General features: G+C 72.9%; 22 protein-coding genes and 1 riboswitch. Of the genes, 8 read left to right on the top strand and 14 right to left on the bottom strand.

Going from position 1 to position 23,483, the window contains the following annotated elements:
• Positions 1 to 29 precede the first annotated feature (29 nt).
• Both PVK37_RS21425 and PVK37_RS21420 read left to right on the top strand, forming a co-directional pair.
• Complete coding sequence (locus PVK37_RS21425) at positions 30 to 1,502, top strand: S8 family peptidase (protein WP_275029401.1); 1,473 nt, start codon at positions 30 to 32, stop codon at positions 1,500 to 1,502.
• Positions 1,503 to 1,632: 130 nt separating this feature from the next.
• Positions 1,633 to 2,133, top strand: coding sequence for a hemerythrin domain-containing protein (locus PVK37_RS21420; RefSeq protein WP_275029400.1), 501 nt, complete (start codon positions 1,633 to 1,635; stop codon positions 2,131 to 2,133).
• Between the two features lie 8 nt (positions 2,134 to 2,141).
• Here the strand turns inward: PVK37_RS21420 and PVK37_RS21415 are convergent, their stop codons facing one another.
• Entirely contained in the window at positions 2,142 to 3,026 is an 885-nt protein-coding gene (locus PVK37_RS21415) for a metallophosphoesterase family protein (RefSeq protein ID WP_275029398.1), read from the bottom strand.
• A 123-nt stretch (positions 3,027 to 3,149) separates the two neighbouring features.
• A riboswitch (ZMP/ZTP riboswitch) is annotated at positions 3,150 to 3,239 on the top strand.
• Positions 3,240 to 3,257: 18 nt separating this feature from the next.
• Here PVK37_RS21415 and PVK37_RS21410 point away from each other — a divergent pair.
• A complete protein-coding gene (locus PVK37_RS21410) occupies positions 3,258 to 4,697 on the top strand; it encodes a glycine hydroxymethyltransferase (protein WP_275029397.1) in 1,440 nt (479 codons plus the stop codon).
• Positions 4,698 to 4,744: 47 nt separating this feature from the next.
• Here the strand turns inward: PVK37_RS21410 and PVK37_RS21405 are convergent, their stop codons facing one another.
• The 6 genes from PVK37_RS21405 to PVK37_RS21380 form a co-directional block, all read right to left on the bottom strand.
• Positions 4,745 to 4,999, bottom strand: a complete 255-nt coding sequence (locus PVK37_RS21405; protein WP_275029396.1) for a hypothetical protein — start codon at positions 4,997 to 4,999, stop codon at positions 4,745 to 4,747.
• Positions 5,000 to 5,063: 64 nt separating this feature from the next.
• Positions 5,064 to 6,440 carry an aminotransferase-like domain-containing protein gene (locus tag PVK37_RS21400; RefSeq protein WP_423791097.1) on the bottom strand — a complete coding sequence of 459 codons (1,377 nt, stop codon included), beginning with the start codon at positions 6,438 to 6,440 and terminating at the stop codon, positions 5,064 to 5,066.
• Entirely contained in the window at positions 6,383 to 7,582 is a 1,200-nt protein-coding gene (locus PVK37_RS21395) for an alpha-hydroxy acid oxidase (protein ID WP_275029394.1), read from the bottom strand. The genes PVK37_RS21400 and PVK37_RS21395 overlap by 58 nt, the downstream gene beginning before the upstream one ends.
• Complete coding sequence (locus PVK37_RS21390; protein ID WP_275029393.1) at positions 7,575 to 8,570, bottom strand: alpha/beta hydrolase; 996 nt, start codon at positions 8,568 to 8,570, stop codon at positions 7,575 to 7,577. Before PVK37_RS21390 ends, PVK37_RS21395 begins: the two co-directional genes overlap by 8 nt.
• A gap of 10 nt (positions 8,571 to 8,580) precedes the next feature.
• A complete protein-coding gene (locus tag PVK37_RS21385) occupies positions 8,581 to 9,798 on the bottom strand; it encodes a cytochrome P450 (RefSeq protein ID WP_275029392.1) in 1,218 nt (405 codons plus the stop codon).
• A 74-nt stretch (positions 9,799 to 9,872) separates the two neighbouring features.
• Positions 9,873 to 11,156: an SGNH/GDSL hydrolase family protein gene (locus PVK37_RS21380; RefSeq protein WP_275035196.1), complete on the bottom strand. Its 1,284-nt coding sequence runs from the start codon at positions 11,154 to 11,156 to the stop codon at positions 9,873 to 9,875.
• 342 nt (positions 11,157 to 11,498) lie between these two features.
• On the opposite strand from PVK37_RS21380, the gene PVK37_RS21375 reads away from it, so the two are divergent.
• The 4 genes from PVK37_RS21375 to PVK37_RS21360 all read left to right on the top strand — a co-directional run bounded on the left by PVK37_RS21375 (position 11,499) and on the right by PVK37_RS21360 (position 15,469).
• Entirely contained in the window at positions 11,499 to 13,151 is a 1,653-nt protein-coding gene (locus tag PVK37_RS21375; protein ID WP_275029391.1) for a class I adenylate-forming enzyme family protein, read from the top strand.
• A complete protein-coding gene (locus PVK37_RS21370; protein ID WP_275029389.1) occupies positions 13,148 to 14,377 on the top strand; it encodes an MFS transporter in 1,230 nt (409 codons plus the stop codon). Before PVK37_RS21375 ends, PVK37_RS21370 begins: the two co-directional genes overlap by 4 nt.
• Before the next feature lie 68 nt (positions 14,378 to 14,445).
• Positions 14,446 to 14,643, top strand: a complete 198-nt coding sequence (locus PVK37_RS21365; RefSeq protein ID WP_275029388.1) for a hypothetical protein — start codon at positions 14,446 to 14,448, stop codon at positions 14,641 to 14,643.
• 61 nt (positions 14,644 to 14,704) lie between these two features.
• The gene (locus PVK37_RS21360; protein WP_275029386.1) at positions 14,705 to 15,469 is read left to right on the top strand and encodes a TIGR03089 family protein; all 765 of its coding nucleotides are present in this window, start codon (positions 14,705 to 14,707) and stop codon (positions 15,467 to 15,469) included.
• A 93-nt stretch (positions 15,470 to 15,562) separates the two neighbouring features.
• Here PVK37_RS21360 and PVK37_RS21355 read toward each other — a convergent pair whose 3' ends face one another.
• A complete protein-coding gene (locus PVK37_RS21355) occupies positions 15,563 to 16,441 on the bottom strand; it encodes an alpha/beta hydrolase (RefSeq protein WP_275029384.1) in 879 nt (292 codons plus the stop codon).
• Positions 16,442 to 16,553: 112 nt separating this feature from the next.
• Here PVK37_RS21355 and PVK37_RS21350 point away from each other — a divergent pair, with 112 nt between their 5' ends.
• On the top strand, positions 16,554 to 17,237 hold the full coding sequence (locus PVK37_RS21350; protein ID WP_275029382.1) for an SGNH/GDSL hydrolase family protein: 684 nt from the start codon (positions 16,554 to 16,556) through the stop codon (positions 17,235 to 17,237).
• A gap of 86 nt (positions 17,238 to 17,323) precedes the next feature.
• Here the strand turns inward: PVK37_RS21350 and PVK37_RS21345 are convergent, their stop codons facing one another.
• The 6 genes from PVK37_RS21345 to hppD are packed head-to-tail and all read right to left on the bottom strand — an operon-like array spanning position 17,324 to position 23,450.
• Complete coding sequence (locus tag PVK37_RS21345; RefSeq protein WP_275035195.1) at positions 17,324 to 18,682, bottom strand: hypothetical protein; 1,359 nt, start codon at positions 18,680 to 18,682, stop codon at positions 17,324 to 17,326.
• Complete coding sequence (locus PVK37_RS21340; protein WP_275029380.1) at positions 18,682 to 19,656, bottom strand: alpha-ketoacid dehydrogenase subunit beta; 975 nt, start codon at positions 19,654 to 19,656, stop codon at positions 18,682 to 18,684. The genes PVK37_RS21345 and PVK37_RS21340 overlap by 1 nt, the downstream gene beginning before the upstream one ends.
• On the bottom strand, positions 19,656 to 20,627 hold the full coding sequence (locus tag PVK37_RS21335; RefSeq protein ID WP_275029378.1) for a thiamine pyrophosphate-dependent dehydrogenase E1 component subunit alpha: 972 nt from the start codon (positions 20,625 to 20,627) through the stop codon (positions 19,656 to 19,658). The genes PVK37_RS21340 and PVK37_RS21335 overlap by 1 nt, the downstream gene beginning before the upstream one ends.
• Complete coding sequence (locus tag PVK37_RS21330) at positions 20,627 to 21,421, bottom strand: DUF3050 domain-containing protein (protein ID WP_275029377.1); 795 nt, start codon at positions 21,419 to 21,421, stop codon at positions 20,627 to 20,629. Before PVK37_RS21330 ends, PVK37_RS21335 begins: the two co-directional genes overlap by 1 nt.
• Positions 21,422 to 21,423: 2 nt before the next feature.
• Positions 21,424 to 22,362, bottom strand: a complete 939-nt coding sequence (locus PVK37_RS21325; protein WP_275029375.1) for a phytanoyl-CoA dioxygenase family protein — start codon at positions 22,360 to 22,362, stop codon at positions 21,424 to 21,426.
• Positions 22,359 to 23,450, bottom strand: coding sequence for a 4-hydroxyphenylpyruvate dioxygenase (gene hppD, locus PVK37_RS21320; protein ID WP_275029373.1), 1,092 nt, complete (start codon positions 23,448 to 23,450; stop codon positions 22,359 to 22,361). Before hppD ends, PVK37_RS21325 begins: the two co-directional genes overlap by 4 nt.
• Between the last annotated feature and the right edge of the window lie 33 nt (positions 23,451 to 23,483).

Below are 23,483 nucleotides of genomic sequence, written 5' to 3'. Positions count from 1 at the left end.
GCCGGCTGGAACAGCCCCTGGGAGTGTGTGTGAAGTTCATCCGTCGCAAGACACTTGCCGCGGCGTCCACCGTGGCGCTCGGTGTCGGTCTCGCCGTCACCGGCGGGCTGGCCCCGGCGTCCGCCGCCGGTCCGGAGACGACGTTCCTGGTGCTCGCACCGCAGGGCGCGTCGACGGAGCGGGCGGTGGCCCGGGCGACCGCCGCGCAGGGCACGGTGGTCGCCAGGTACGACCAGATCGGCGTGCTCGTGGTCCGCTCGACCAACCCCGCCTTCGCCACCCAGGTGGCCGGGGCCGGGGTGGACTCGGTCGCGTCCACGGCCGGCCTGGGCAGCGCCCTGGACGAGGGCGAGACGGTGGAGCTGACCGGTCTCGACGCGTCCACGGCCAGCGGCGACCCCACCGGTGAGCCGCTGTACGCGCAGCAGTGGGACATGCCGATGATCAAGGTGCCGCAGGCACACGCGGTCACCACCGGCAGCCCGAACGTGGTCGTCGGCGTGCTGGACAGCGGCATCTCCAGCAGCCACCCCGATCTGGCCAGCCAGATCGCCAAGGACAAGAGCGCGAGCTGCCTGGGCGGTGTCGTCGACACCACCGAGGCGTCCTGGAACCCGACCACCTCCGACCACGGCACGCACGTGGCCGGGACCATCGCCGCCGCCGTCAACGGCGTCGGCGTCACCGGCGTCGCCCCGGGCGTCAAGGTGGCGGCCGTCAAGGTCGTCAACGACGAGGGGTACATCTTCCCCGAGGCGGCGGTCTGCGGCTTCATCTGGGCCGCCGAGCACGGCATGCAGCTGACCAACAACAGCTACTACATCGACCCGTGGGAGCTGAACTGCCGCAACGACGCCCGCCAGCGTCCGGTGTGGCAGGCCGTGCAGCGGGCGATCCGGTACTCGCAGAGCAAGGGCGTGCTGCACGTGGCGTCCGCCGGTAACTCCAACTACGACCTCCAGCACAAGTTCGTCGACGACGGCAGCCCGAACAACGGGACGCCGGAGGTGCGCGAGGTCAACGGCGCCTGCCTGGTCCTGCCGGGCGAGGCGCCGGGTGTGGTGACCGTCTCGGCGGTCGGCCCGACCGGGGAGAAGAGCTACTACTCCTCGTACGGGCAGGGTGTGGTCGAGGTGACCGCGCCCGGTGGCGACACCCGGTTCCGTACCCAGGGTGCCCGCTCCACCACCGCCGACGCGATCCTGTCGACCACGTTCAACGTGACGACCCGGACCAACGGCTGGGGTTACAAGCAGGGCACCTCGATGTCGGGTCCGCACGCGACCGGGGTGGCCGCCCTGGCCGCGTCGGCGCACCCGGGGATGAACCCCGGGCAGCTGGCGTCGTTCCTGCAGCGCACCGCCGACCCGCTGGCCTGCCCGGCCGGGGTCTACAACCCGGTGCCGCTGCTGGGCAGCGTCTACGACGCGACCTGCACCGGCGGGGCCCGTAACGGTTTCTACGGCGCGGGCATGGTCAACGCCTACGAGGCCGTGAAGTAACAGGTTCCACCCGAGCGAGGGCCCGGCGCGTCAGCCACGCGCCGGGCCCTCACCCGTTCGGGTGAGCGCTGTTTGTCCGGCTTCGGCCCGGGTAGCAGGGCGGGCACCAGTTCAACAAGGAGGTCCGCCGGTGTCCACCGATGCCATCGTGCTGCTCAAGGAAGACCATAAGGAGATGCGCCGCCTGTTCCGGGAGTTCCAGGCCGCGCAGGACGGGCCGCCGCGCCGCCGGCAGGCGCTGGTGAACCAGATCCTGGAGGCGCTGACCGTGCACACCTACCTCGAGAACGAGGTGATGTACCCGGAGGTCCGCAAGCTCCTGCCCGACCTGGAGGACGACATCCTCGAGTCGTACGAGGAACACCACGTCGCCGACGTGCTCTGCGCCGAGCTGGCCACCATGGACGCCGACGACGAACGCTTCGTCGCCAAGACCACGGTGCTGATCGAGAACGTCACGCACCACGTCGAGGAGGAGGAACAGGAGTGGTTCCCGAAGGTCCGGGAGGCGCTCGGCCGTAACCAGTTGCAGGAGATCGGCGAACGGATGATCGCGCTGCGCGCGGACGCGCCCCGGACCCCGACCGCGCCGAAGGCGCTCAAGAAGGCCCTGGACGCGATGACCGCCTGAGCCCGGACCTACCGGGGTGGCTGGGTCGCCGGCCACTCCGGTACCGGGCCGGTCGGGGCGGGCAGGATCTGCCGCAGCCGGGGCGGGTACGGCCGGGGCTGCCACTCGCGCGGGTAGCCGACCGACACCTCCTCGAACCGCACCCCGTCGTAGACGGTGCTGCGCGGGACGTGCAGGTGGCCGTACACCATGGCGGTGGCCCGGTAGCGCAGGTGCCAGTCGGCGGTGGCGGTGGTCCCGCACCACTGGGCGAAGATCGGGTAGCGCAGGATCCGGGTCGGTTCGCGGACCAGCGGATAGTGGTTGACCAGCACGGTCGGCAGGTCGTCGGGGAGCGCGTCGAGACGGGCGGCGGTCTCCCGCAGCCGGGCCGCGCACCACGCCTCCCGGCTCGGGTGCGGGTCGGGGTGCAGCAGGTTCTCGTCCGTGCAGACGATGCCGGTCCGGTACGCCTCGGCGAGCGCCTGCGCCTGGTCCATCCCGTCCGGCAGGAAGGTGTAGTCGTAGCCGAGGAACAGCGGCACGATCCGCGCCGGCCCGCCCGGCCCGCGCCACACCTCGTACGGGTCCTCCGGGGTGACCACGCCCAGCCGTCGGCAGACGTCCACCACGTGCCGGTAGCGTTCCTCGCCGCGCAGCGTCACCGGGTCGGTCGGCGGGGTCCACAGCTCGTGGTTGCCGGGCACCCAGACCACCTTGGCGAACCGCTCGGCCAGCAGCCCGAGGGTGCGTTCGATGTGCGCGACGGTCTCGCCGACGTCACCGGCGACGAGCAGCCAGTCCTGCGGCGATCCCGGTCGTAGTTCGTCGACCAGCCTACGGTTCTCGGCGTACCCGACGTGCAGGTCGCTGATCGCGACCAGACTGCCGTCGGTGCCGGCCTCCCCCACCATGACACCGATCTTACGGATCGACCGGCGTGCCGGCGTCCCGGCGGGTACCGGTCGGCTGCGCACGGTCGGAGAAGCGGACCCGCCGCCGCGCCGGTGGCCTGCCGGGACGACCCGGTAGGATCACCGGTGGGCCGTGACTGGCGCGTCGGGATGGAGCACCATCGGGAAGCGGTCCCGTCACGAGGACGCGAGCCGAGCGCCTGGGCCTTCCGCACAGCTGATGGAGGTCGCATGCCGTCGTCTAGTCCCGAGTCCACCGCGTTCCGCAGCGCCCTCGAGGTGATCCGGGCCGTCGAGCCCCGGGTGGCCGACGCGATCGGCGCCGAGCTGACCGACCAGCGTGAGTCGCTCAAGCTGATCGCCAGCGAGAACTACGCGTCCCCGGCGACCCTGCTGGCGATGGGCAACTGGTTCAGCGACAAGTACGCCGAGGGCACCGTCGGGCGGCGGTTCTACGCCGGCTGCCAGAACGTCGACACCGTCGAGGCGCTCGCCGCCGAGCATGCCCGGGAGCTGTTCGGGGCGGCGCACGCGTACGCCCAGCCGCACTCGGGCATCGACGCCAACCTCGTCGCCTTCTGGGCGATCCTGGCCGACCGGGTGGAGGCCCCCGCGCTGAAGAAGGCGCAGGCCCGGCACGTCAACGACCTGACCGAGGCGGACTGGTTCACCCTCCGCCGGGAGCTGGGCGACCAGCGGATGCTCGGCATGTCGCTGGACGCCGGCGGGCACCTCACCCACGGTTTCCGGCCGAACATCTCCGGCAAGATGTTCGACCAGCGCAGCTACGGCACCGACCCGGCCACCGGCCTGGTCGACTACGACAAGGTCGCCGAGGCGGCCCGGGAGTTCCGGCCGCTGATCCTGGTCGCCGGGTACTCCGCGTACCCCCGGAAGGTCAACTTCCGGATCATGCGGGAGATCGCCGACTCGGTCGGCGCGACCTTCATGGTGGACATGGCGCACTTCGCCGGGCTGGTCGCCGGGAAGGTCTTCACCGGCGACTTCGACCCGGTGCCGCACGCGCACATCGTCACCACCACCACCCACAAGTCGCTGCGCGGACCGCGCGGCGGTCTGGTGCTCTGCGGCCCGGAGCTGGCCGAGCAGGTGGACCGGGGCTGCCCGATGGTGCTCGGCGGTCCGCTGCCGCACGTGATGGCCGCCAAGGCGGTCGCGCTGGCCGAGGCCCGCCGGCCGGACTTCGCCGACTACGCCCGGCGCATCGTCGACAACGCCCAGGCGCTCGCCGAGGGGCTGCTGCGCCGGGGCGCGAAGCTGGTCACCGGCGGCACCGACAACCACCTGGTGCTCATCGACGTCACCGGGTACGGTCTCACCGGCCGGCAGGCCGAACAGGCGCTGCTGGACTCGGGCATCGTCACCAACCGCAACGCGGTGCCGCAGGACCCGAACGGGGCGTGGTACACCTCCGGCATCCGGATCGGCACCCCGGCGCTGACCACCCGGGGCCTGGGTACCGCCCAGATGGACGAGACCGCCGAGCTGATCCACACCGTGCTGAGCCAGACCCGTCCGGGGGCGAACGCCGACGGCACCGCGTCGAAGGCGAAGTACCTGCTCGACCCGGCCGTGGCCGAGCGGGTCGGCAAGCAGGCCAGTGACCTGGTCGCCGGGTTCCCGCTGTACCCCGACGTCGACCTGGGCTGAGTCGTCGGCGGTCGCCGGAGCCGGGTCCCGGCTCCGGCGACCGCGCCTCAGATGGTGATCGGCCGCTTGAGGTGGTAGCGGTGCACCTCGGTGCTGCCCTGCACGTTGTTGACGTCCTCGGCGGCGGTGACCAGCTCCCAGCCCTCCCGGCCGACCCGGTTCAGGTGGGCCACGGCGGTGTCGCCGTACGGGGTGACGTCCCGGCGTGAGCCGTCCGGGCCGTACCAGATGAACGTGACCTCGAAACTGCGCCCCTGCCCTTGGTAGCGGCGGACCAGCAATGCGTACTCCCAGGCGACCATGCGGCCATTATCGCCGTCCACAGCGGAGCGTGCCGGGCACGCCCGGCCCGTGTCGCACCCGGCGTCAGGAGACCGACACCTTCCGTCGCGCCAGTTCGTCGGTGAGCAGCGCGGCCAACCGGTCCAGACCCTGGTCGATCTGCTCCGGGGTGACCACGCTCACCGACAGCCGCAGCGCGTTCACCGCCGCCGTGTCGTCGTAGAAGTGCGCCATCGGCGTCCACAGCACCCCGTACTCCCGCGCCGAGCGGGTGAGCAGGGCGTCGTCCACCGGGAACGGCACGGTCACCACCGCGAAGAACCCGCCCCGGGGCACGTTCCAGCCCACCTCGGACGGGGCCGGGAACCGCCGCGCCAGGCCGGCCACCAGGTGCCGCAGGTTGCCGGCGTAGACGGCCCGCTCTCGGACGTTCGCCTCGACCAGGCTGCACCCGTGTTCCAGCAGCCGCCCGCCGATCACCGCCTGGGCGATCGGCGAGGTGTTCACGGTGACCATGCTCTTGATCCGGGCGAGCTGGTCGGCGAACAGCCCCACCGTGCCGTCCGAGCCACGGACCCGCTGGTCGGCCAGGACGTAGCCGACCCGCGCGCCGGGCAGCACGGTCTTGGCGAACGAGCCCAGGTAGACCACCCGGGCCCGCTCGTCGAGGGCCTTCAGGGTGGGTAGCCGGGTGCCGTCGTCGTCGGCCGGGAACAGCCCGTACGGGTTGTCCTCGATCAGCAGCAGGTCCTCGGAGTCGGCCAGGTCGAGCAGCCGACGCCGGTCGGCCAGGCTCATGCTGACCCCGGACGGGTTGGCGAAGTCGGGCATCAGGTAGCAGGCCCGGGGGCGTTCCCCGGCGGCCCGCGCCCGGTCGAGCTGGGCGCGCAGGTCGGCCAGGTCGATCCCGGCCGGACCGCCGGCCACCGGCCGGACCGGGAAGTCCAGCAGCCGGGCCGCGCCGGTCAGCCCCACGTAGGTGGGTGCGACGGCCAGCAGCACGTCCCGGGGGCCGGCCCGCAGCGCCCGCAGCACCAGGAACATCGCCTCCTGGCAGCCGACCGTCACCACCACCGCCTCCGGGTCGACGGTGATCTGCTCGTCCAGGGCCAGGTTGCGGGCGATCAGCTCGTGCAGGATGCCCTTGGTCCGGCCGTACTGGAACAGGGTGCGGGTGATCCGGCCGGGGTCGTGGCCGAGGTCGTCGGCGAGGTGCCGGCGGAACCGGTCCAGCCAGCGGGGCAGCGCGTCGACGTCGAAGAACTCCTCGTACGGGCGGCCGGCGGCCAGGCTGATCGCGTCCGGGTAGTGCTGGGCGATCTCGTTGAGGAAGTTCATCGAGTTCAGCGCGGGGTCGTCCAGGGCCGGGTGCAGGGCCGCCACGTCGATCTCCACCGGGCCGGTCACCGTCCGCCCCCGATCAGCGTCCGCAGGTCGGCGGCGTCGGCCGGATCGGCGCAGCCGGCCAGGGTCAACGCGTCCCGCAGTTCCTCGGCGAGCAGCGCCAGCGCCCGTTCGGCCCCGTCCCGGCCGGCCACCGCCAGCGCCCAGAGCAACGGCCGGCCGACCAGCACCCCGCGCGCGCCGAGCGCCAGGGCGCGCAGCACGTCGGTGCCGCCCCGGACACCGCTGTCCAGCAGCACCTCGCAGCGGCCCTCGACCGCCGCCACCACCTCGGGCAGCATGGTGACGCTGGCCGGCGCGCCGTCCAACTGCCGTCCGCCGTGGTTGGACACCACCACCGCGTCCGCGCCGACGGACGCGGCGAGGGTGGCGTCCCGGGGGTCCAGGATGCCCTTGACCAGCAGCGGCAGCCGGGTCTCGGCGCGCAGCCACTCCAGGTCGGCCCACGAGAGGGCGGGCGCGAAGACGGCCCCGGTGTGCGCGGCCACCGCCGACACCCCCGGGACCCCCTGGTGGGCGAGGTCGTCGCGGCCGCCGGGCAGGTTCGCGGCCACCACCCCGGCGGGCAGCGCGAACGCGTTGCGCAGGTCACGGTGCCGCCGGCCGAGCACCGGCACGTCCACGGTGACCATCAGCGCGCTGCAACCGGCCTCCTCGGCCCTAGCCAGCAGGTCGATCACCAGCGCCCGGTCGCGCAGCCAGTAGAGCTGGAACCAGACGTCCGCGCCGGTCGCGGCGACCTCCTCGATCGGGCAACTGCCGATGGTGCTCGCCACGTAGGGGACGCCCGCGGTCCGGGCCGCCGTGGCCAGCGCCAGTTCCCCGTCGGGGTGCAGCAACTTCTGGTACGCCATCGGGGCGACCGCCGCCGGCAGCGCGCTGGGCCGGCCGGCGAGCGTCGTGTCGAGCGTCGGGGTGCCGACGCCGCGCAGCATCCGGGGCAGCACCGCCACCCGGTCCAGGGCGGTCCGGTTCGCCGCGAGGGTGGTCTCCGCGCCGCTGCCGCCGTGCACGTAGTCCCAGACCGGCGCGGGCAGCACGGCGCGGGCCCGCTCGGCGAAGTCGGCCAGGCAGACCACCTGGTCCGCGCTGCTGTTTGGCTCGCCCAGGCCCGGGACGGCGGCGGACCGCCCGCCGCCGGCCTCCGGGTCGGGTCGCCGCGCCGTCGCCGGGTCGGTGGTGGCGGCACGCTCAGTCATCGGCGCGCCTCGCGCCGACCGGCTGGCGGCCGGCGGAGTCCGGTCCGGGGGCCGGGTGGACCAGCCGGTCGCGGAGCCAGCCGGCCGCCTGGTCGAGAGCCCGCCGACCGCCGTCGAGGACCCCGGACATGGCGAAGAAGCCGTGGATCATGCCGTCGTAGCGGGTCAGCTCGGTCGGTACGCCGGCCTCGCGGAGCCGGTGCGCGTACCGTTCCCCCTCGTCGCGCAGCGGGTCGTACTCGGCGGTGATCACCAGGGCGGGCGGCAGTCCGCCCAGGTCCTCGGCGAGCAGCGGCGACGCGAGCGGGTTCCGCCCGTCGGCCGGGTCGGCCAGGTAGTGGTTCCAGTACCAGCCGACCGACGTCCGGTTGAACAGGTACGGGTCGTCGGAGGTCCGCATCGAGTCGGTCTCGTCGCGGTAATTGGTGTTCGGGTACACCAGGAGCTGCCCGGCCAGCGGCGGGGTGCCGTCGCGGCGGGCGAGCAGGGTGACCGCGGCGGCCAGGTTGCCGCCGGCGGAGTCCCCGCCCACCGCGATCCGGTCCGGGTCGACACCGAGGGCGTCGGCGTGCGCGGCGATCCAGGCGGTGGCGGCGTGGCAGTCCAGCACGGCGGCGGGGAACCTGTGCTCGGGGGCGAGCCGGTACCCGACGGTGATCACCTGGCAGGGCACCAGGTTGGCGAGGCGTCGGCAGATGCCGTCGGCGGTGTCGATGCTGCCGAGGGTCCAGCCACCGCCGAAGAAGTACACCAGGGTGGGCAGCGGCCCGTCGCCGGCCGGGCGGTAGATCCGGATCGGCAGGTCGCCGTCCGGGCCGGGCAGAGACGTGTCGCGTACCTGGTGGACCGGTTCGGCGTCGCCGCCGCCGGCCCGGATCGCGGCCAGGTCGGCGGCGCGGGCCTCGGCGAGGGTCTGGGTGTAGAGCTGGGGCGTGCCGGCCGCCGCGCGTTGCGCCCGGTACGCCACGACCTGCGGGTCGAGGGGCATGTCTGGTCTCCTAACCGCCGGTGGTGACGAGAAGCTTGTCGATGCCGCGCAGGAACAGGCTGCCGCTGTAGGTGGGCTGCTCGGCGACGGCCAGCCCGGGGAAGCGGGCGAACAGCCGGGGCAGGGCGAGCCGCCCCTCCAGCCGGGACACCGCCGCGCCGAGGCAGTAGTGCAGGCCGAGCCCGAAGGCCAGTGACGGCGGCCCGGCGCGGCGCGGGTCGAACCGGTCCGGGTCCGGGAAGCGGGCCGGGTCACGGTTCGCGCCGGCGATCAGCAGCAGCACGTTCTCGTCCTTGGCGACCTTCACCCCGTCCAGGTCGACGTCGTCCGGGGCGGCGCGGGCCAGGAAGTGCACCGGGTTCTGCATCCGCAGGATCTCGTCCACGCAGCCGGCGGCCAGGGTGTCGTCACCGGGCAGCGCGGCGGCGGTGTCCGGGTGCGCCAGCAGCAGCGGCAGGCCGTTGCTGAGCAGGTAGACGGTGGTGACGAAGCTGGCGTTGAACAGCACCACCAGGTTGCTGATCAGCTCGTCCTCGGTCAGTCCGACGTCACCGGAGTCCAGCGCCTCGACCAGCGCGCCGACCAGGTCATCGCCCGGGGTGCGGCGACGGTGCGCGATCAGGTCGCGGTAGAACGCGCGCAGTTCGTCGGCGGCGGTGTTGGCGGCGGCGAGCCGCTGCGCGGTCTTGCCGGCCACGTCGAGGAAGTCGTCGATGCGTTCCACCCGCTGCCGGTACCAGTCCAGGTCCTGCGCGGGGATGCCGATGAACTCCGCCATCACCAGCGCCGGCACCGGGTGGGCGAAGTCGGCGACGACGTCGACCGGGACGCCGCCGGCACCGTGCTCGGCCATCCGGTCCAGTTGGGCGTCGACGACCCGGGCCACCACCGGTTCCAGCGCACCCAGCCGACGCGGGGTGAACGTCTTCGCGAACACCTGCCGCATCCGGGTGTGGTCGGGTGGGTTGACGAACATCATCGAGGTCTGGAGCGTACGCAGCACCTCGTGGTCGCGCCAGGTCGGCGGGGCCTGCTTGTAGAAGCCGGGGTCGCGCAGGATCCGGGAGACCGCGTCGTAGCCGACCGCGACGGCGGTCACCGAGCGGTGCTCGCCCCGGTCCGGTACGGCGGCGACCGGGCCGAGCTGGTGCAGGCGGGCGTAGTACGGGTAGGGGTCCTGCCGACCGGCCTCGCTGTACAGGCCGGTCAGGATGCTCTGGACGTCCACTGGTGGTGCTTCCTCCCCAGGAATAGACGGCCGGAAGCGGCGGGGGGTCACCCCGCCGCTTCCGCCTGGTGGTGCTAGAGCCCGAGCAGCCGCAGCGAGACCGCCTCGGCCATCTTCTGGTTGCCCAGGTCGTTCGGGTGGATGTGGTCGCCCGAGTCGTACGCGGGCAGCAGCCGGCTCGGCTGCGCCGGGTCGCGGAGCACCTTGTCGAAGTCGATCACGCCGTCGAACTCGGTGCTGCTGCGCAGGTACGCGTTGACGGCCTGCCGGGTGGCCTCCTTCGCCGGCGTCCAGACCCCCTCCGCGCCGTGCCCCTCGTACGGGGTGAGCGTGCCGACCAGGCTGGTCAGGCCGCGCTGCTGCACCTGCTGGTTGATCTGGCGCAGGCTGGCGATGATGCTCTCGGCGGAGTCACCGGACATCCAGATGTCGTTGATACCCAGGTGGGTGACGACGGTCCGCACGTCGGTCTGGGCGAAGACGTCCTCGTTGAGCCGGGCCAGGGCGTTCGGCCCCAGCTCGTAGTAGCCGGGGAAGCCGCCCGCACCCGGTTCGGTGCCCTCGTGGTTGAGGCGGTTGCCGGCCAGGCTGGCGTTGAGCACGCCCGGGGTGCGGACCTCGGCGCGGGTGTCGATCAGCCGGTCGGCGAGGAAGTCCGGCCAGCGCTTGTTGGCGTTGACGGTGGCCTTGTTGCCGTCACCGATCGAGTCACCGAAGACGACGACCGAGCCGGGGCTCTTGCGCCGCTCGACGTCCACGCCGGAGAGGAAGAACCAGCAGCAGTCGGGGCGGACCGTGAAGCCCGCGCCGTCGGCCGCCCCGGTGAGGTCGGTGGCACCGATGTAGGTGGTCTGCCGGGACTGGCCGTGGAAGGTGACCGGCCCGGTGATGGTCGGAAAGTACAGGGTGACGACGAGGTCCTGCTGCTCGCCGACCGGCAGGTCGATCGGGTCGCTGAGCAGTTCGCCGCCGCGGTTCATGTTCACCGTGGCGGTGCCGCCGAAGGTCAGCTCCCGCACCGTGCTGGTGTCGATGTCGGACAGGTCGTCCGGGGTGCTGGTGTTCGGCTTGGCGACGGTGGCCCGGCCGAGCTTGACGATCTGCTCGCCGTAGATGTTGCTGAGGCGGATGCGGAGCCGGTCACCACCGACGGTGGTGTGCACGACCATCCGTACGCTCTGGTTGTTGAGCCCGTTGTTGGTCAGTCCGACCGAGTTGCCGCGGGTGACCGCGGCGGCCCAGGTGCCCGCCCACACGTCGCGCGACCGGTCGTTGCGGTTGGCGGCGTCGGTGGACGGTCCGGCACTCGCCACCACCGCGGGAGTACCCGTGACCAGCAGCGCCGTGGCGGTGGCCACGACCTGCCATCGTTTCGGGGTCGACATTGAACCTCCATTATCGGCAGCCCAGGGCCGTCCGCTGACGGCAGCGCCTGGACGATGGTCCAGAAACCTAGCCCCGCTGTTTACAGGCGTCAATCAACCGGACCGGCATGATCAACTACTGCCCGGCCGGCACCCGACGACGATCGGCTCTGGCCCGTCCGGGCACCCTCCACCTAGGCTCGACGGGCGGCGGTGCGGCCGTCGACGGCACCTCGGCGCGCCGTCCCGTCGCCGAATCCTTCCCCCCGGATGCGCCACATCCGCGCGCATCCGGGGCACCCGAACGACCACCCTGGACGGGACGGGAGTTGCCGCATGTCTGACGGGACCGCGCACCAGCCGAGCTACGTTTCCGACGCCCTGGCGCTGTTCACCGGGTTCGGCGACCGGGAGGCGCTGGTCGGTGGCGGACGACGGCTCACCTACTGCGAGGTGGCCGCCGAGGTGCGGGCGCTGGCGGCCCGGCTGCTCCGGCACGGGGTCCGGCCCGGCGCGGCGGTGCTGGTGATGGCCGGCAACGTGGTCGAGGCACCACTGCTGCAACTCGCCCTGCACCTGCTGGGCTGCCGGTCGATGTGGGTCGCGCCGGTCACCTCCCGCCGGGAGATCGACCAGTTCGTCCGGCTGGCCCGCCCCGACGTGTTCGTCTACGACGCCCGCCGCCCGGACGGCCTCGGCGCGGAACTGGCCGGCGCGCTGCCCGGGGTGCCGGTGCTCTGCCTCGGTGCCGGGGACGGCCCCGACCTCACCGCGCCCGACCCGACCGCCGGGCCGGCCGGCGCGACCGTCGATCCGACCGACCCGACCGCCGCCCCGAGCGGACCGGCCAGCGGAACCGGTGGATCGACCGCCAGCCCGGAGGCGCTGCCGGTCGGGGTGCCGACGCCGGAGTCGTTCCTCCAGACCAGCGGCAGCACCGGCACGCCGAAGCTGGTGCACCACCGGGAGAGCTTCTACCGGCAGGTCCTGGCCATCGCCGAGGCGATCCGGGGCAGCGGCGCGCCGCTGCTGCGGCACCTGTCCCACTCCCCCATGTGGATCGCCAGCGGCCAGGTCACCACCCTGGTCAACCTGTTCACCGGCGGAGTGCTGTTCCTGTCCGACGACTGGGACCCGGCCCGGTTCATCGCCACCGTCGACCGGGAGCGGATCAACTCCACCTTCCTCACCCCGCCGATGCTGTACGAGGTGCTCGACCACCCGGCCCTGCCCGGCGCGGACTTCTCGAACATGTTCATGTTCAACGTCGGTGGCGGCCCGGCCGCACCGGCCCGGCTACGCCAGGCCATCGCCCGGTTCGGCCCGGTCATGCGGATCGTGTACGGGCTCAGCGAAGCGGTGATCATCACGGCGCTGCCGCAGTTGACCGAGGACCCGGCGCACCCGGAACGGCTCCGCTCCTGCGGCCGACCGTACGGCGACGTGGACCTGGAGATCCGCGACGCCGACGGGCAGGTGGTGCCGGCCGGCACCGACGGCGAGGTGTGGGTACGCACGAAACTCAGCTTCGTCGGCTACTTCGGCCAGCCCGAGCTGACCGCCGACACCCTGGTCGACGGGTGGGTCCGCACCCGCGACGTCGGGCACCTCGACGCCGACGGGTACCTCCACCTCGTGGACCGGCTGGCCGACCGGATCCTCACCAAGCGGCGGTCCTGGCCGATCTACAGCCGCCCCGTCGAGGACGTGCTGGCCGGGCACCCGCAGGTCGCCGCGGCGGCGGTGATCGGCGTACCGGGCGACGACGGCGCGGAGGACCCTTACGCGTACGTGGTGCGGAACCCGGCGGCGACCGTCACCGAGCAGGAACTGATCGACCTGGTGACCCGGGAACTGAGCGACCTGTGGGCCCCGCAGCAGGTGGAGTTCGTGGACCGGTTGCCGCTGAACCGCTCCAACAAGGTGGACAAGCCCGCGCTGCGGGCCCGGCACGCCGCCGCGCACCGGGTGATCGGCGTCGGCGGGTGACCCCGAGGGCGCGACTGGCCACCCTGGTCACCGCCGACATCATCTCCACCCTGGGCAGCCGGGTGTCGATCGTGGCGATCCCCTGGCTGGTGCTGGAGACCACCGGCAGCCCGGCGCTGATGGGGCTGGTCGCGGCGGCGGAGACCATCCCGTACCTGCTCTCCAGCGCGCTGGCCGCGCCGCTGGCCGACCGGGTCGGGCTGCGGCGGACCTCGGTCGTGGCCGACGCCGCCAGCGCCGCCGGGATGGTCGCGGTGGCGGTGGCCCCCTGGCTCGGCCTGGCAGCCCTGGTGGTGCTGGTCGCGGTGGTCGGCGGGCTGCGCGGCATCGGCGACCGGGTCAAGCACGTGATGATGCGCCCGGCCGCCGAGGCCGCCGGGGTACGCCTGATCCGGCTCACCTCCGTGTACGAGGGGCTCAACCGGGTGGTCACGCTGCTCGGCGCGAGCCTCGGTGGGCTGCTCATCTTCTGGTTCGGCACCACCACCGCGCTGCTGATCGACGCGGCCACCTTCGCGGTGTGCGCCCTGCTGATCGGGCTGCTGGTGGTGCTGCCCGCCCCGGCCGGCGGCGACGCGGCCCCGGCCCGCGAGGGCTACTGGGCGGCGCTGCGCGGCGGCTTCCGCTACGTCCGCGACGACCGGTTGCTGCGCAGCATGCTGCTGGTGGTGTTCGCGCTGAACATGGTGGCGAACGCCAGCATCGCGGTCTTCGTGCCGCTCTGGGTGGCCGAGGTGCTGGACTCCCCCGCCGGCCTCGGCCTGGTGCTCGGCGCGTTCGGTGCGGGTGCGCTGCTCGGCAGCGTGATCTTCACCTGGTTGGGGCCCCGGCTGCCCCCGTTCGCCACCTTCGTGGCCGGCGCGGCCCTGTGCGGCACACCCCGGCTGCTCGCCATGGCCGCCACCGACGACCTGGTGCTGGTCACCTCGGTCACCTTCGTGTCCGCGATCGGGGTGGCCGCGATCAACCCGCTGCTCGGCGTGACCCTCTACGAACGGGTGCCCCCGGTGTTGCAGACCCGGGTGATCGGTCTGGCCGGGGCGATCGGGTTCGCCGGGCTGCCGGCCGGCGCGCTGCTCGCCGGGTGGGGTGTGACGGCCTTCGGGTTGACCCCCGCCCTGGTCGCCTCGGCGGTGTTGTGCCTGGCCGTGATCGTCGTACCGCTGATCGCCCGGCCGCCCTCGGCCCCGGTCGGCGGACCCGAGAAGGCCACCGTCCCGGCCTGAACCGACCGGCAGGCAACGTTCTTCAGGCCGATGACGCTTGCCGGCATACCCCGAGGGGAGCTGCTGAGATGGCAGGGAACGAGAACAAGGCGGGCAGAAGGAAGCCGTCACCGCTGCGCGGGATCCTGCTCGGCGTCGTCATCTTGCTGATCATCCCAGGTACCCGAGACGCGGTGATCGGTCTCGCTGTCAACATCGGCTGGTTGATCCTGACGCTCGTCATCCTCGCGCTGATCCTGACCGTCATGGTGAAGCCCCGCCGGTAGGGAGGATCGGACAGCCAATAGGGTCGACCCTGTACGCGACCCGCGTCCTTCGGAGGCTCCGATGACCCTGTCCGCCACCATCGACGGGACCGGCCTGCGCGCTGGTGCCGGCCGGGACGAACCCCTGCTGACGTACCACGACGGCGCGACCGGTGAACGCACCGCGCTGACCGCCGTCGAGCTGGGTGACTGGGCGGCCCGGACGGCCGGGCTGCTGCGTGACGGGTGCGGGCTGCGCCCCGGCGACCGGGCGGCCGTGCTGTTGCCGCCGCACTGGCAGACGGCCGTGGTGCTGATGGGCTGTTGGGCGGCCGGGGTGGCGGTGTCGTTCCGGGGCCGGGCCACCGCCGGGCTGTCCCCGGTCGGTGCGGGCGCGGACGCGGCGCTGGACGCCAGCTTCGTCCACCGGCCCCGGGTCGACGACTGGCTGGACAACCCACCCGAGGCCACCCACCGGTACGTCCTCGGCCTCGGCCCGGTCGGAGCGCCCACCCCGCCGCCGCCGACCGGCTACCTGGACTTCCTCACCGAACTGGACCGGCATGCCGCCGCCCCGCCGCCGACGGCCGAGGTCCGGCGGTCGGACGCGGCCAGCGTCGACGGCACCAGCTACCGGCAGTGGGGTGAGATCGCCCAGGGGGTGGCCGAACGGCTCGGGCTGCGCACGGGCGACCGGATCCTGGTGGACGCGGACGTCCACGACGAGCCGGTGACGTGGCTGCTCGCGCCGCTGGCGGTCGGCGCGTCCGTGGTGCTCTGCGCCAACACCACCCCGCAGCGGCGGGCCGCGCTGGCCGCCGCCGAGCAGGTCACCCGGGTCCTCTGACCCGGCGGACGCCACCGTCGAGCGGAGGACGCCGACCGTGGCGTCGACCTCGCGGCGGTCGTGGGCGGGGTACGAACGCCCGCCCGGGGCCGGTCACCTCGACCGGGCGAGCCGGTCGGTGAGCCAGTCCCGCAGGGTCGCCGAGTACGTCGGGCTGATCTCGGCGATGGTCGTCCCGCCGAGCGGGGTGGCCGCGTGGTCGCAGCCCGCCAGCCGGCACACGGTGGCCGCCGTCCCGGTGTCCCGCCAGGCGGCGAGGCTCTCCTCGACCGGCACCCACTCGTCGGTCTCGCCGTAGTACAGCAGGACGGGGCATGTCACGGCGGCCATCGTCGGTGCCGGGTCGTGGTCCATGTCCGTCCAGGCCCCGGGCTCGGGCAGGTGCCGGCGGACGTACGCCAGCGGGAACCAGGGCTGGTCCGCGTACCGGTCGACCTCGGCCTGGGCCCGGTCCCGGGGTAGCCGGCCACGCAGGTACTCCTCCACCGTGGTCCGCAGGGCGAGCAGGTCGGCCAGCGGTTCCGGGCCGTACCCGTGCCGGCGGAGCTGCTCGGCGGTGCCGTAGCGCATCTGCCGGGCCGGCGTGACACCGGAGGCGGAGAGCAGGACCAGGAAGGCCGCCTCGGGGACGGTGCTGGTCGCCGCAGCCAGGGCCGCCCACGCGCCCTGGCTCCAGCCCCACAGGCCGACCGGCCGGTCACCGATCTCCGCCCGCAGTCGGGCGACGGCCGCCGCCGCGTCGGCGGCCTGCACCGCCAACGGCACGTCCCCGGCCGCCACCGGCCGCCGGTCGTACCGGAGCACGGCGATCCCGAGCGGCGGCAGTACCCGGGCCAGATGCTCGTACAGGAAGTAGGACCGGTGGCCGTACCCCGCGCCGTGCAGCAGCACCACTCCGGCGCGGGGTGGCCCGGCGGGCAGGGTCAGGGTTCCGGGCAGCCGGACGTCCCCGGCGTCTATGGACAGCTCCATTCGGCCAGTACACCAAACGGATACCCGGCCCGGTCGACAAGGGACGCGGCAGATCCACGACCGTCCGCACGGCCGGTGGTCCGCACCCTGGTGATCGGCTACGGTGCCGGGCATGCCGTCGACGCTGACCGAGTCCACCGATCCGTACTGCCTGCGCGACGGGGAGAGCGCGACGCTGCTCGCCGGCCACCCGTGGCGGCGGTTCGTGGTGCTCGGCGACAGCGTGGCCGAAGGGCTGTGCGAGCCGGTCGACGGCTACAGCCGGCTCCAGTGGGCCGACCGGATCGCCGCCGAGCTGCGGGCCGTCGCACCCGACCTGGCGTACCTGAACCTGGGCCGGCGAGGGCTGCGGGCGCACGAGGTGCACGCCGGACAGTTGCGCCCAGCGCTGGACTTCGGCCCCGACCTGGCGCTGGTGGTCTGCGGCGGCAACGACGCGTTCCGCCCGGCGTACGACCCGGACGCGGTCGACACCGAACTCACCCTGATGGTCACCGCGTTGCAGGCGGCCGGCGCGGACGTGATCACCGTGGGCATGTTCGACGTGTCGCACAGCCCGGCCGTACCCGAACGGGTCCGCCCCGGCCTACGCGAACGGATGCGGCTGCTGTCGGCGCACACCGGGCGGCTCGCCGAACGGCTCGGCACCCTGCACGTGCCGCTGACCGACCACCCGCTCACCGCCGACCCGTCCATCTACAGCAGCGACGGCCGGCACGGCAGCGCCCGCAGCGACGCCGTCGCCACCGCCGAGACGCTGCGCCGGCTGGCCGCCCACCTCACCCGCCCCCGCTGAACACCCTCGACGATCAGGAGGTCCGCGCCCGGCGCCGCCGCGACGAGGACACGAACCTCCTGGTCAGGGAAGGCGGGGTGGGGCTGTCAGTCGGTGAGGAAGATGCCGGACAGCAGTACGCCCCGGGCCAGGTTCAGCACGCCCTCGCAGCCGGGGAACCCGGACCGGACGCAGGCGTTGGCCGGCTCCCGGCCGAACAGGTACGGGGCGATGCTGTACGGCACGTCCTCGGTGACCGTCTCGCCGGTCTCGATGTGCACGAAGTCCATCGGGACCACGTCGGCGTGGGCGTACTCCTGGAGGATGTAGCCGCCCCGGTCGATGCCCCGGCGCAGCGCCTCGGCCCAGGTGTCGGCGTCGGACTCCCGTCCGATCACCACGTCCACGCCGGCCGACCCGTCGGCGGGCTTGGACACCAGGTCGTGCCGGTCGGCCACGGCCCGGTCGAACAGGTCGGCGGTGAGCAGGTCGGTGCGGGGCAGGTGCCGCCGGACGATGGCCCGGTCGGTGTCGTCGAGGGTGTCCAGGTCGGCCCAGAGCCAGGCCAGCAGCTGCTTGTTGCCGAGCAGCCAGGCCGCCCCGGAGGTGAACGCGGGCAGCCGGCCCGAGAGCACCAGGGTCTCCAGGGCGTCCAGGCCGGGCCCGCGGGTGACCCGGTTGAGCACGAACAGCCGGAACACGCCGTCGACCGGCCGACCGGAGACCAGCGGGCCACCGTCGGCGGCGACGCTGACCGCGGTGACCGGCTCGATCGGCATCACCAGCCCGAACCGGGCGGCCCGCTCGGTGACCGGCGCGAGGACCCGCCGCATCAGGTCCGGGTCGTCCAGGCCGGGGTAGTCGGCCTCGAAGTCCAGCAGCAGCGGCACCACGGCTCCCTCGGGTAGCCCGAGGGTGGCCCGGATCGCGGCGAACCGGGTGTCCATCGCCGACGGTGCCGGCCGCACCGGCACGCCGTCGAGGACGCCCCGCTCGGCGTACACCCGGGTGAACCGCTCGATGACGGTGTCGGCGTCCAGCACCCCGCCGATGCTGCTGTCGATGTTGAACTCGACGATCCTCGGCACCCCGTCGCTGAGCAGCACGTCAGGGCGGACGGCGGCCAGCAGGTGCGCGTCGAGTGGCTCGTCGGTGGGCAGCATCCGGGTGTCGACGGGGTCCACGCCGAGCACGGCGGCCAGCTCGCCGGTGCTGCCGGCCCGCCGGCGGGCGGCCTCCAGCAGCAGTTCGGCCAGCCGCAGGGCCACCTCGTTCAGCATCCGGTAGCTGTCGGCGGTCAGCACCGGCGGCCGGGCCAGCCGCCACTGCTTGTTGTAGGTGGCCCGGCCGTGGAAGATCTCCGCCCAGTTGTCCGCGCCGGCGGACACCATCGCCGCCCGGACCGGCTCCGGCAGGTCGAACCAGGCCTGGCCGGCCGGCGGCCAGGCGTACGTAGCGTCGATCATCATCCGTCCTTCGTGACGTGGTGGATGGCGGCGGTGAGTTGTTCCCGGCTGGGCTGCACCGCCCGGTCCAGGGCCTGGGCGAACGGCAGCACCGCGCCGTCCGGGCGGGTGACCCGGGCCGGGGGTGCGGCCAGCGGCACGCCCCGCTCGGCCAGGGTGGCGATGATCTCCCCGGCGATGCCGCAGGACCGGTTGGAGTCGTCCACCACGACCAGCCGGCCGGTGCGGGTCACCGACGCGGCCAGCCCGTCCCAGTCGAACGGGTACAGGGTGCGCGGGTCGAACACCTCCACCGACACGGTGCCGGCCAGGTCGTCGGCGACGGCGAGCGCGTCGTGCACCAGGTGCCCGACGGCGACCACGGTCACGTCGGTGCCGGCCCGGCGTACCGCGCCGACCCCGAGCGGCACCGGTGCGAGGGCGGCGAAGTCCACGTCGGCGCGGACGCCGAGCGCGCCGGCCGGGGCGAACACCACCACCGGGTCGTCGTGCCGGATCGCCGAGACCAGCAGCCCGTACGCGTCGGCCGGGGTGGCCGGCACGACGGTGGTGATGCCGACGTGCGCGAAGAGGCTGTACGGGTGGTCGGAGTGCTGCCCCGCCCAGCCGGTCCGCGACCCGGAGCCGGGCACCAGGTAGGTGACCGGGGCGGCGCACTGCCCGCCGGTCATCAGCGGGAACTTGTGCGCGTGGTTGACGATCTGCTCGAAGACCAGGAACAGCAGCGACGGGATCTGGAACTCGATCACCGGCCGCATGCCGGCCAGGGCCGCGCCGGTGGCGAAGCTGGTGAACGCCTGCTCGGACAGCGGGGTGTCCAGCACCCGGTCCGGGCCGAACCGTTTGAACAGCCCGGCGGTGACGTTCGACGCGCCGACCCGGATGTCCTCGCCGAGCAGGAACACGTCGTCGTCGCGGGCCAGTTCGTCGCCGAGGGCCCGGTTGAGGGCCTTGAGGTACGACAGCCGTGGCATCAGTGGCTCCCCGTCCGGGCGACCAGCCCGCTCGCGTACAGGTGGTCCAGCGCGCCGGCCGGGTCGGGTTCCGGGCCGGCGAGGGCGAACTCGACCGCCCCGGCCAGCAGGTCCTCGATCTCGGTGTCGACGCGTTCGCGGACCTCGTCGGGCAGCCGGTCGCCCTGGATGGTGACCGGGTCCCGGGAGCGGCCCCGGGTCACCTCGGCCGGGTCGCGGTAGTCGAGGCGTACCGCGTGTTCGAAGGTGTGGTGGGCGTCGAAGCGGTAGGTGCGGGCCTCGATCAGCTCCGGTGCCCCGCTGGCACGGGCCCGGTCCACGGCGGCGGCGGTGGCGTCCCGGACGGCTTCCGGGTCCTGGCCGTCGACCAGGGTGGACCGGATGCCGAACGCCTCGGCCCGGCCGGCGACGGTGCCGGCCACCGCGCTGTCGACGGGCATGGTGGTGGCGTAGCCGTTGTCCTCGCACACGAAGATCACCGGTACCCGCCACAGGGCGGCCAGGTTGAACGCCTCCAGCAGCATGCCCTCGTTGACCGCGCCGTCGCCGAAGAAACTCACCCCGACCTGGTCGCCGCCGCGGCGGCGCAGCGCCCACACCGCGCCGGTGATGATCGCCCCGGACGCGCCGACGATGGCGTTCGCCCCGTACACGCCGACCCCGAAGTCGGCGGCGTGCATGGACCCGCCCCGGCCCCGGTTGAGACCGTTGGCCCGGCCGCACAGTTCGGCGAGCATCCGGGCCGGGTCGGCGCCCTTGGCGAGCACGTGCCCGTGGCCCCGGTGGGTGCCGGCGACGATGTCGTCGGCGCGGAGGGCGCCGCAGACACCGGCCGCGACGCCCTCCTGCCCGAGGTACGGGTGTATGCCGCCGACGATCGCGCCGGAGCGGACGAGGTCGATCGCCCGCTCCTCGAAGCGCCGGATCAGCCGTACGGTCCGGTAGAGCCGGACGGCCTCGGGCTCGGTCACTAGCCGCGGCCCTCCTTGACGGCGGCGAGGATGTCGTCCCAGAGCCGGGCGCGGGCGGCCAGCGCGGTGTTGACCGTGTCGGCGCACTCCTGCCACTTGGTGTCGTCGTCGCCGCACAGGTCGGCGAGCATCTGCATCGCCATCGGGGTGTGCTGTTCGCCGTCGACCTCGATGTGCCGCTCCAGGTAGTCGACGAACTTGTTCAGCTTCTGGCTGCGCTCGTTGACCGCGACGACCTGGGCGAACATCTCCGGGATCAGGTCCTCCCGGCCGAACGCGAACGCCGCCGCCTGGCAGTGCACCGGGGTGTTCTCGATGATGTGCCAGGTGGTGCCGGCGAACGCCGCCGACGCGGCGGGCACCCCGGCGGCGACCAGCGCGTCGGTCACCGTACCGCCGGCCCGGAGCAGGTCGATGAGCTTGTCGATGGCGGTGGTGTCCGCGCCGGCCTCGGCCATGCCCTGCACGTACAGCTCGAAGTGGCTGATGTAGCCGTCGCCGAGCTCGTCGCTCTCCTCCACCATGACGATGTCGTTGATCAGGCGGCGGCTGCCGGTCGGCCCGGTGGGGATCCACGGGACGGTGACGCAGGTGAGTTGCCGCTGCAACGACTTGAGCAGGGACATGAAGTCCCACACGGCGAAGACGTGGTGCTCCATGAAGGTCACCAGCGCCTCGTGGGTGTCCAGGTTGGCGTAGAGCGGGTGCTGCACCACCTGGTCGCGGCGGGCGGTGACGGCCTGCTCGAGCCGTTCGATCCCCGGGTGGGTCTTGCCCCAGTCGTACCGTGACATTGTCAGCCTCCTTGCTGGGCGCTCGTGCGCCAGATGACCGGGCAGTATTCGGGGTCGGCGTAGTCCGGTCGCCCGTCGGCGGTGCGGCGGACCAGCACGTCGTGGTTGTACGCGGCGAGGCTGCCGTCGGAGAGGGGGAACTCCCGCCAGGCGTTGTCGCCGTCCTGCAGGTGCAGCGAGATCGCCCGCCGGGGGCGTCCGCTGACGTTCGCACCGCTGCCGTGGTAGGTGCGGCAGTGGTGGAAACTCATGTGTCCCTTGGGGATCACCATGGGGATCTTGCGGATCTCGGCGTCGTTGTACGCCGCGTTCTCGGCCAGCATCTCCTCGAGCTGGTCGCGGTCGCGGTCGGCGAAGTGCCGGACCACGGTGTCGTCGGCGCCGATCTCCTGCCAGCGGTGCGAGCCGTCGACCATGGTGATGGTGCCCATCTCCTCGCCGCAGTCGTGGAAGGGGATGAACGCGGTGAGCATCTTCTCCGACGACGACGAGGACCAGTAGTGCTTGTCGAAGTGCCAGGGCACGATGTTGCTGGGTTCCCCGGAGATCGGCGGCTTGTAGATCATGGTGGCCTGGAAGACGCGGATCTCGTCGGCCCGCGCGAGTCGGGCGGCCACCGCGCCGACCAGCGGCTTGCGCAGGATCCGGCCGATCACGTCGTGTTCGTGGTGGACGTAGTCGTTGTGCCGCTGCACGTCGCCCTTGGCCGGCTCCCAGTAGGCCAGCTTCGGTGGGCGGGTGGGCAGCAGCCGGTCCCGTTCGCCGTCGTAGTACCGGTCGGACGCGGCGACGAGTTCGTCGATCTCGTCGTCGGTGAACAGTTTCTTCGACAGGTACCAGCCGTGTTCGGCGTAGTGGGCCACCTCCTCGTCGGTGGGAAGCAGCGCCTCCTCCTCCGGGGTCAGGGTGGTCCTGTCGGTGGTGATCTCGGTCGTGGTCATGCCCCCACCTTCTGTTGAGCTGCCGCGGTGGCGGCCAGCTCGCGTTCCTTCGCCTCGTAGAGCGCCTTGATGTTGCCGCTGCCGAAGGTGAGCGCCCCGCGGCGCTCGATCAGCTCCAGGAAGAGCGTCCGGCGTACGTGCATCGACTCGGTGAAGATCTGGAGTAGTTGTCCGGCGTGGTCGCGGTCGACCAGCACCCCCAGCTCGCGCAGCTTGTCGACCGGGGCGTCGAGCCGACCGACCCGGTCCTCGATGGCGTCGTAGTAGCTGCCGGGGGTGAAGGCGAAGCGGACGCCCCGGTCGCGTAGCGCCTCGACGGCGGTGACGATGTCGTCGGTGTTCAGCGCCAGGTGCTGCACCCCGGCCCCGGCGTGCTGGGCGAGGAAGGTGTCGATCTGTCCGGGCCGGTGGCTGGTGTCCGGCTCCAGCACCACCAGGGTGACCCGCCCGGACGGGCTCTGCACCACGGTGGAGTTCATCGCCTGCCCGGCCACCTCGATGTACTCGGTGAAGATCTGGTCGAACCCGAACACCTGCCGGTAGTGCGCGACGGTGCGGTCCAGCTGACCGGGTGGCACGCAGATCGCCAGGTGGTCGATGTCGGTGAGCGGGCCGGCGGTCACCCCGGGCGGGGTGGGCAGCATCTCCACCGCGCCGGGCAGGAAGTCGTCCCGGTCGCCGCGGCGCTGCACCAGCCGGTGCCGCACGTCCCCGAAGCCGCCGACCTCGGCGACGACCACCTCGGCGTCCGGGCCGGTGAGGGTACGCGGCGGGGCCAGCGGCGTCGCGCCCCGGCCGACCAGTTCGGCGTACGCCCCGGCGGTGTCGTCGACCTCGAGGGCCACCACGGCGATCCCGTCGCCGTGCCGTTGCACGTAGGTCGACGCGTCGTGGTCGGCGGTCAGTCCGGAGGTGAGCACCATCCGGATGGCGCCCTGGCGCAGCAGCAGGGACCGCTGGTCGGTCAGGCCGGTCTCCGGGCCGCCCTGGCCGCCGAGGTGGAAGCCGACCGCCGTACCGAAGTAGAAGGCGGCCTGCCGGGCGTCCCCTACGAACATCTCAATGTGATCAATTCCGCGGATTTCCATCTTTTTCAGCCTCTCCACAGATCCCCCCGTGTG

The sequence above is a fragment of the Micromonospora cathayae genome (genome assembly GCF_028993575.1).
GTDB lineage: Bacteria > Actinomycetota > Actinomycetes > Mycobacteriales > Micromonosporaceae > Micromonospora > Micromonospora cathayae.
This window is presented reverse-complemented; position numbering and strand designations above follow the sequence as displayed.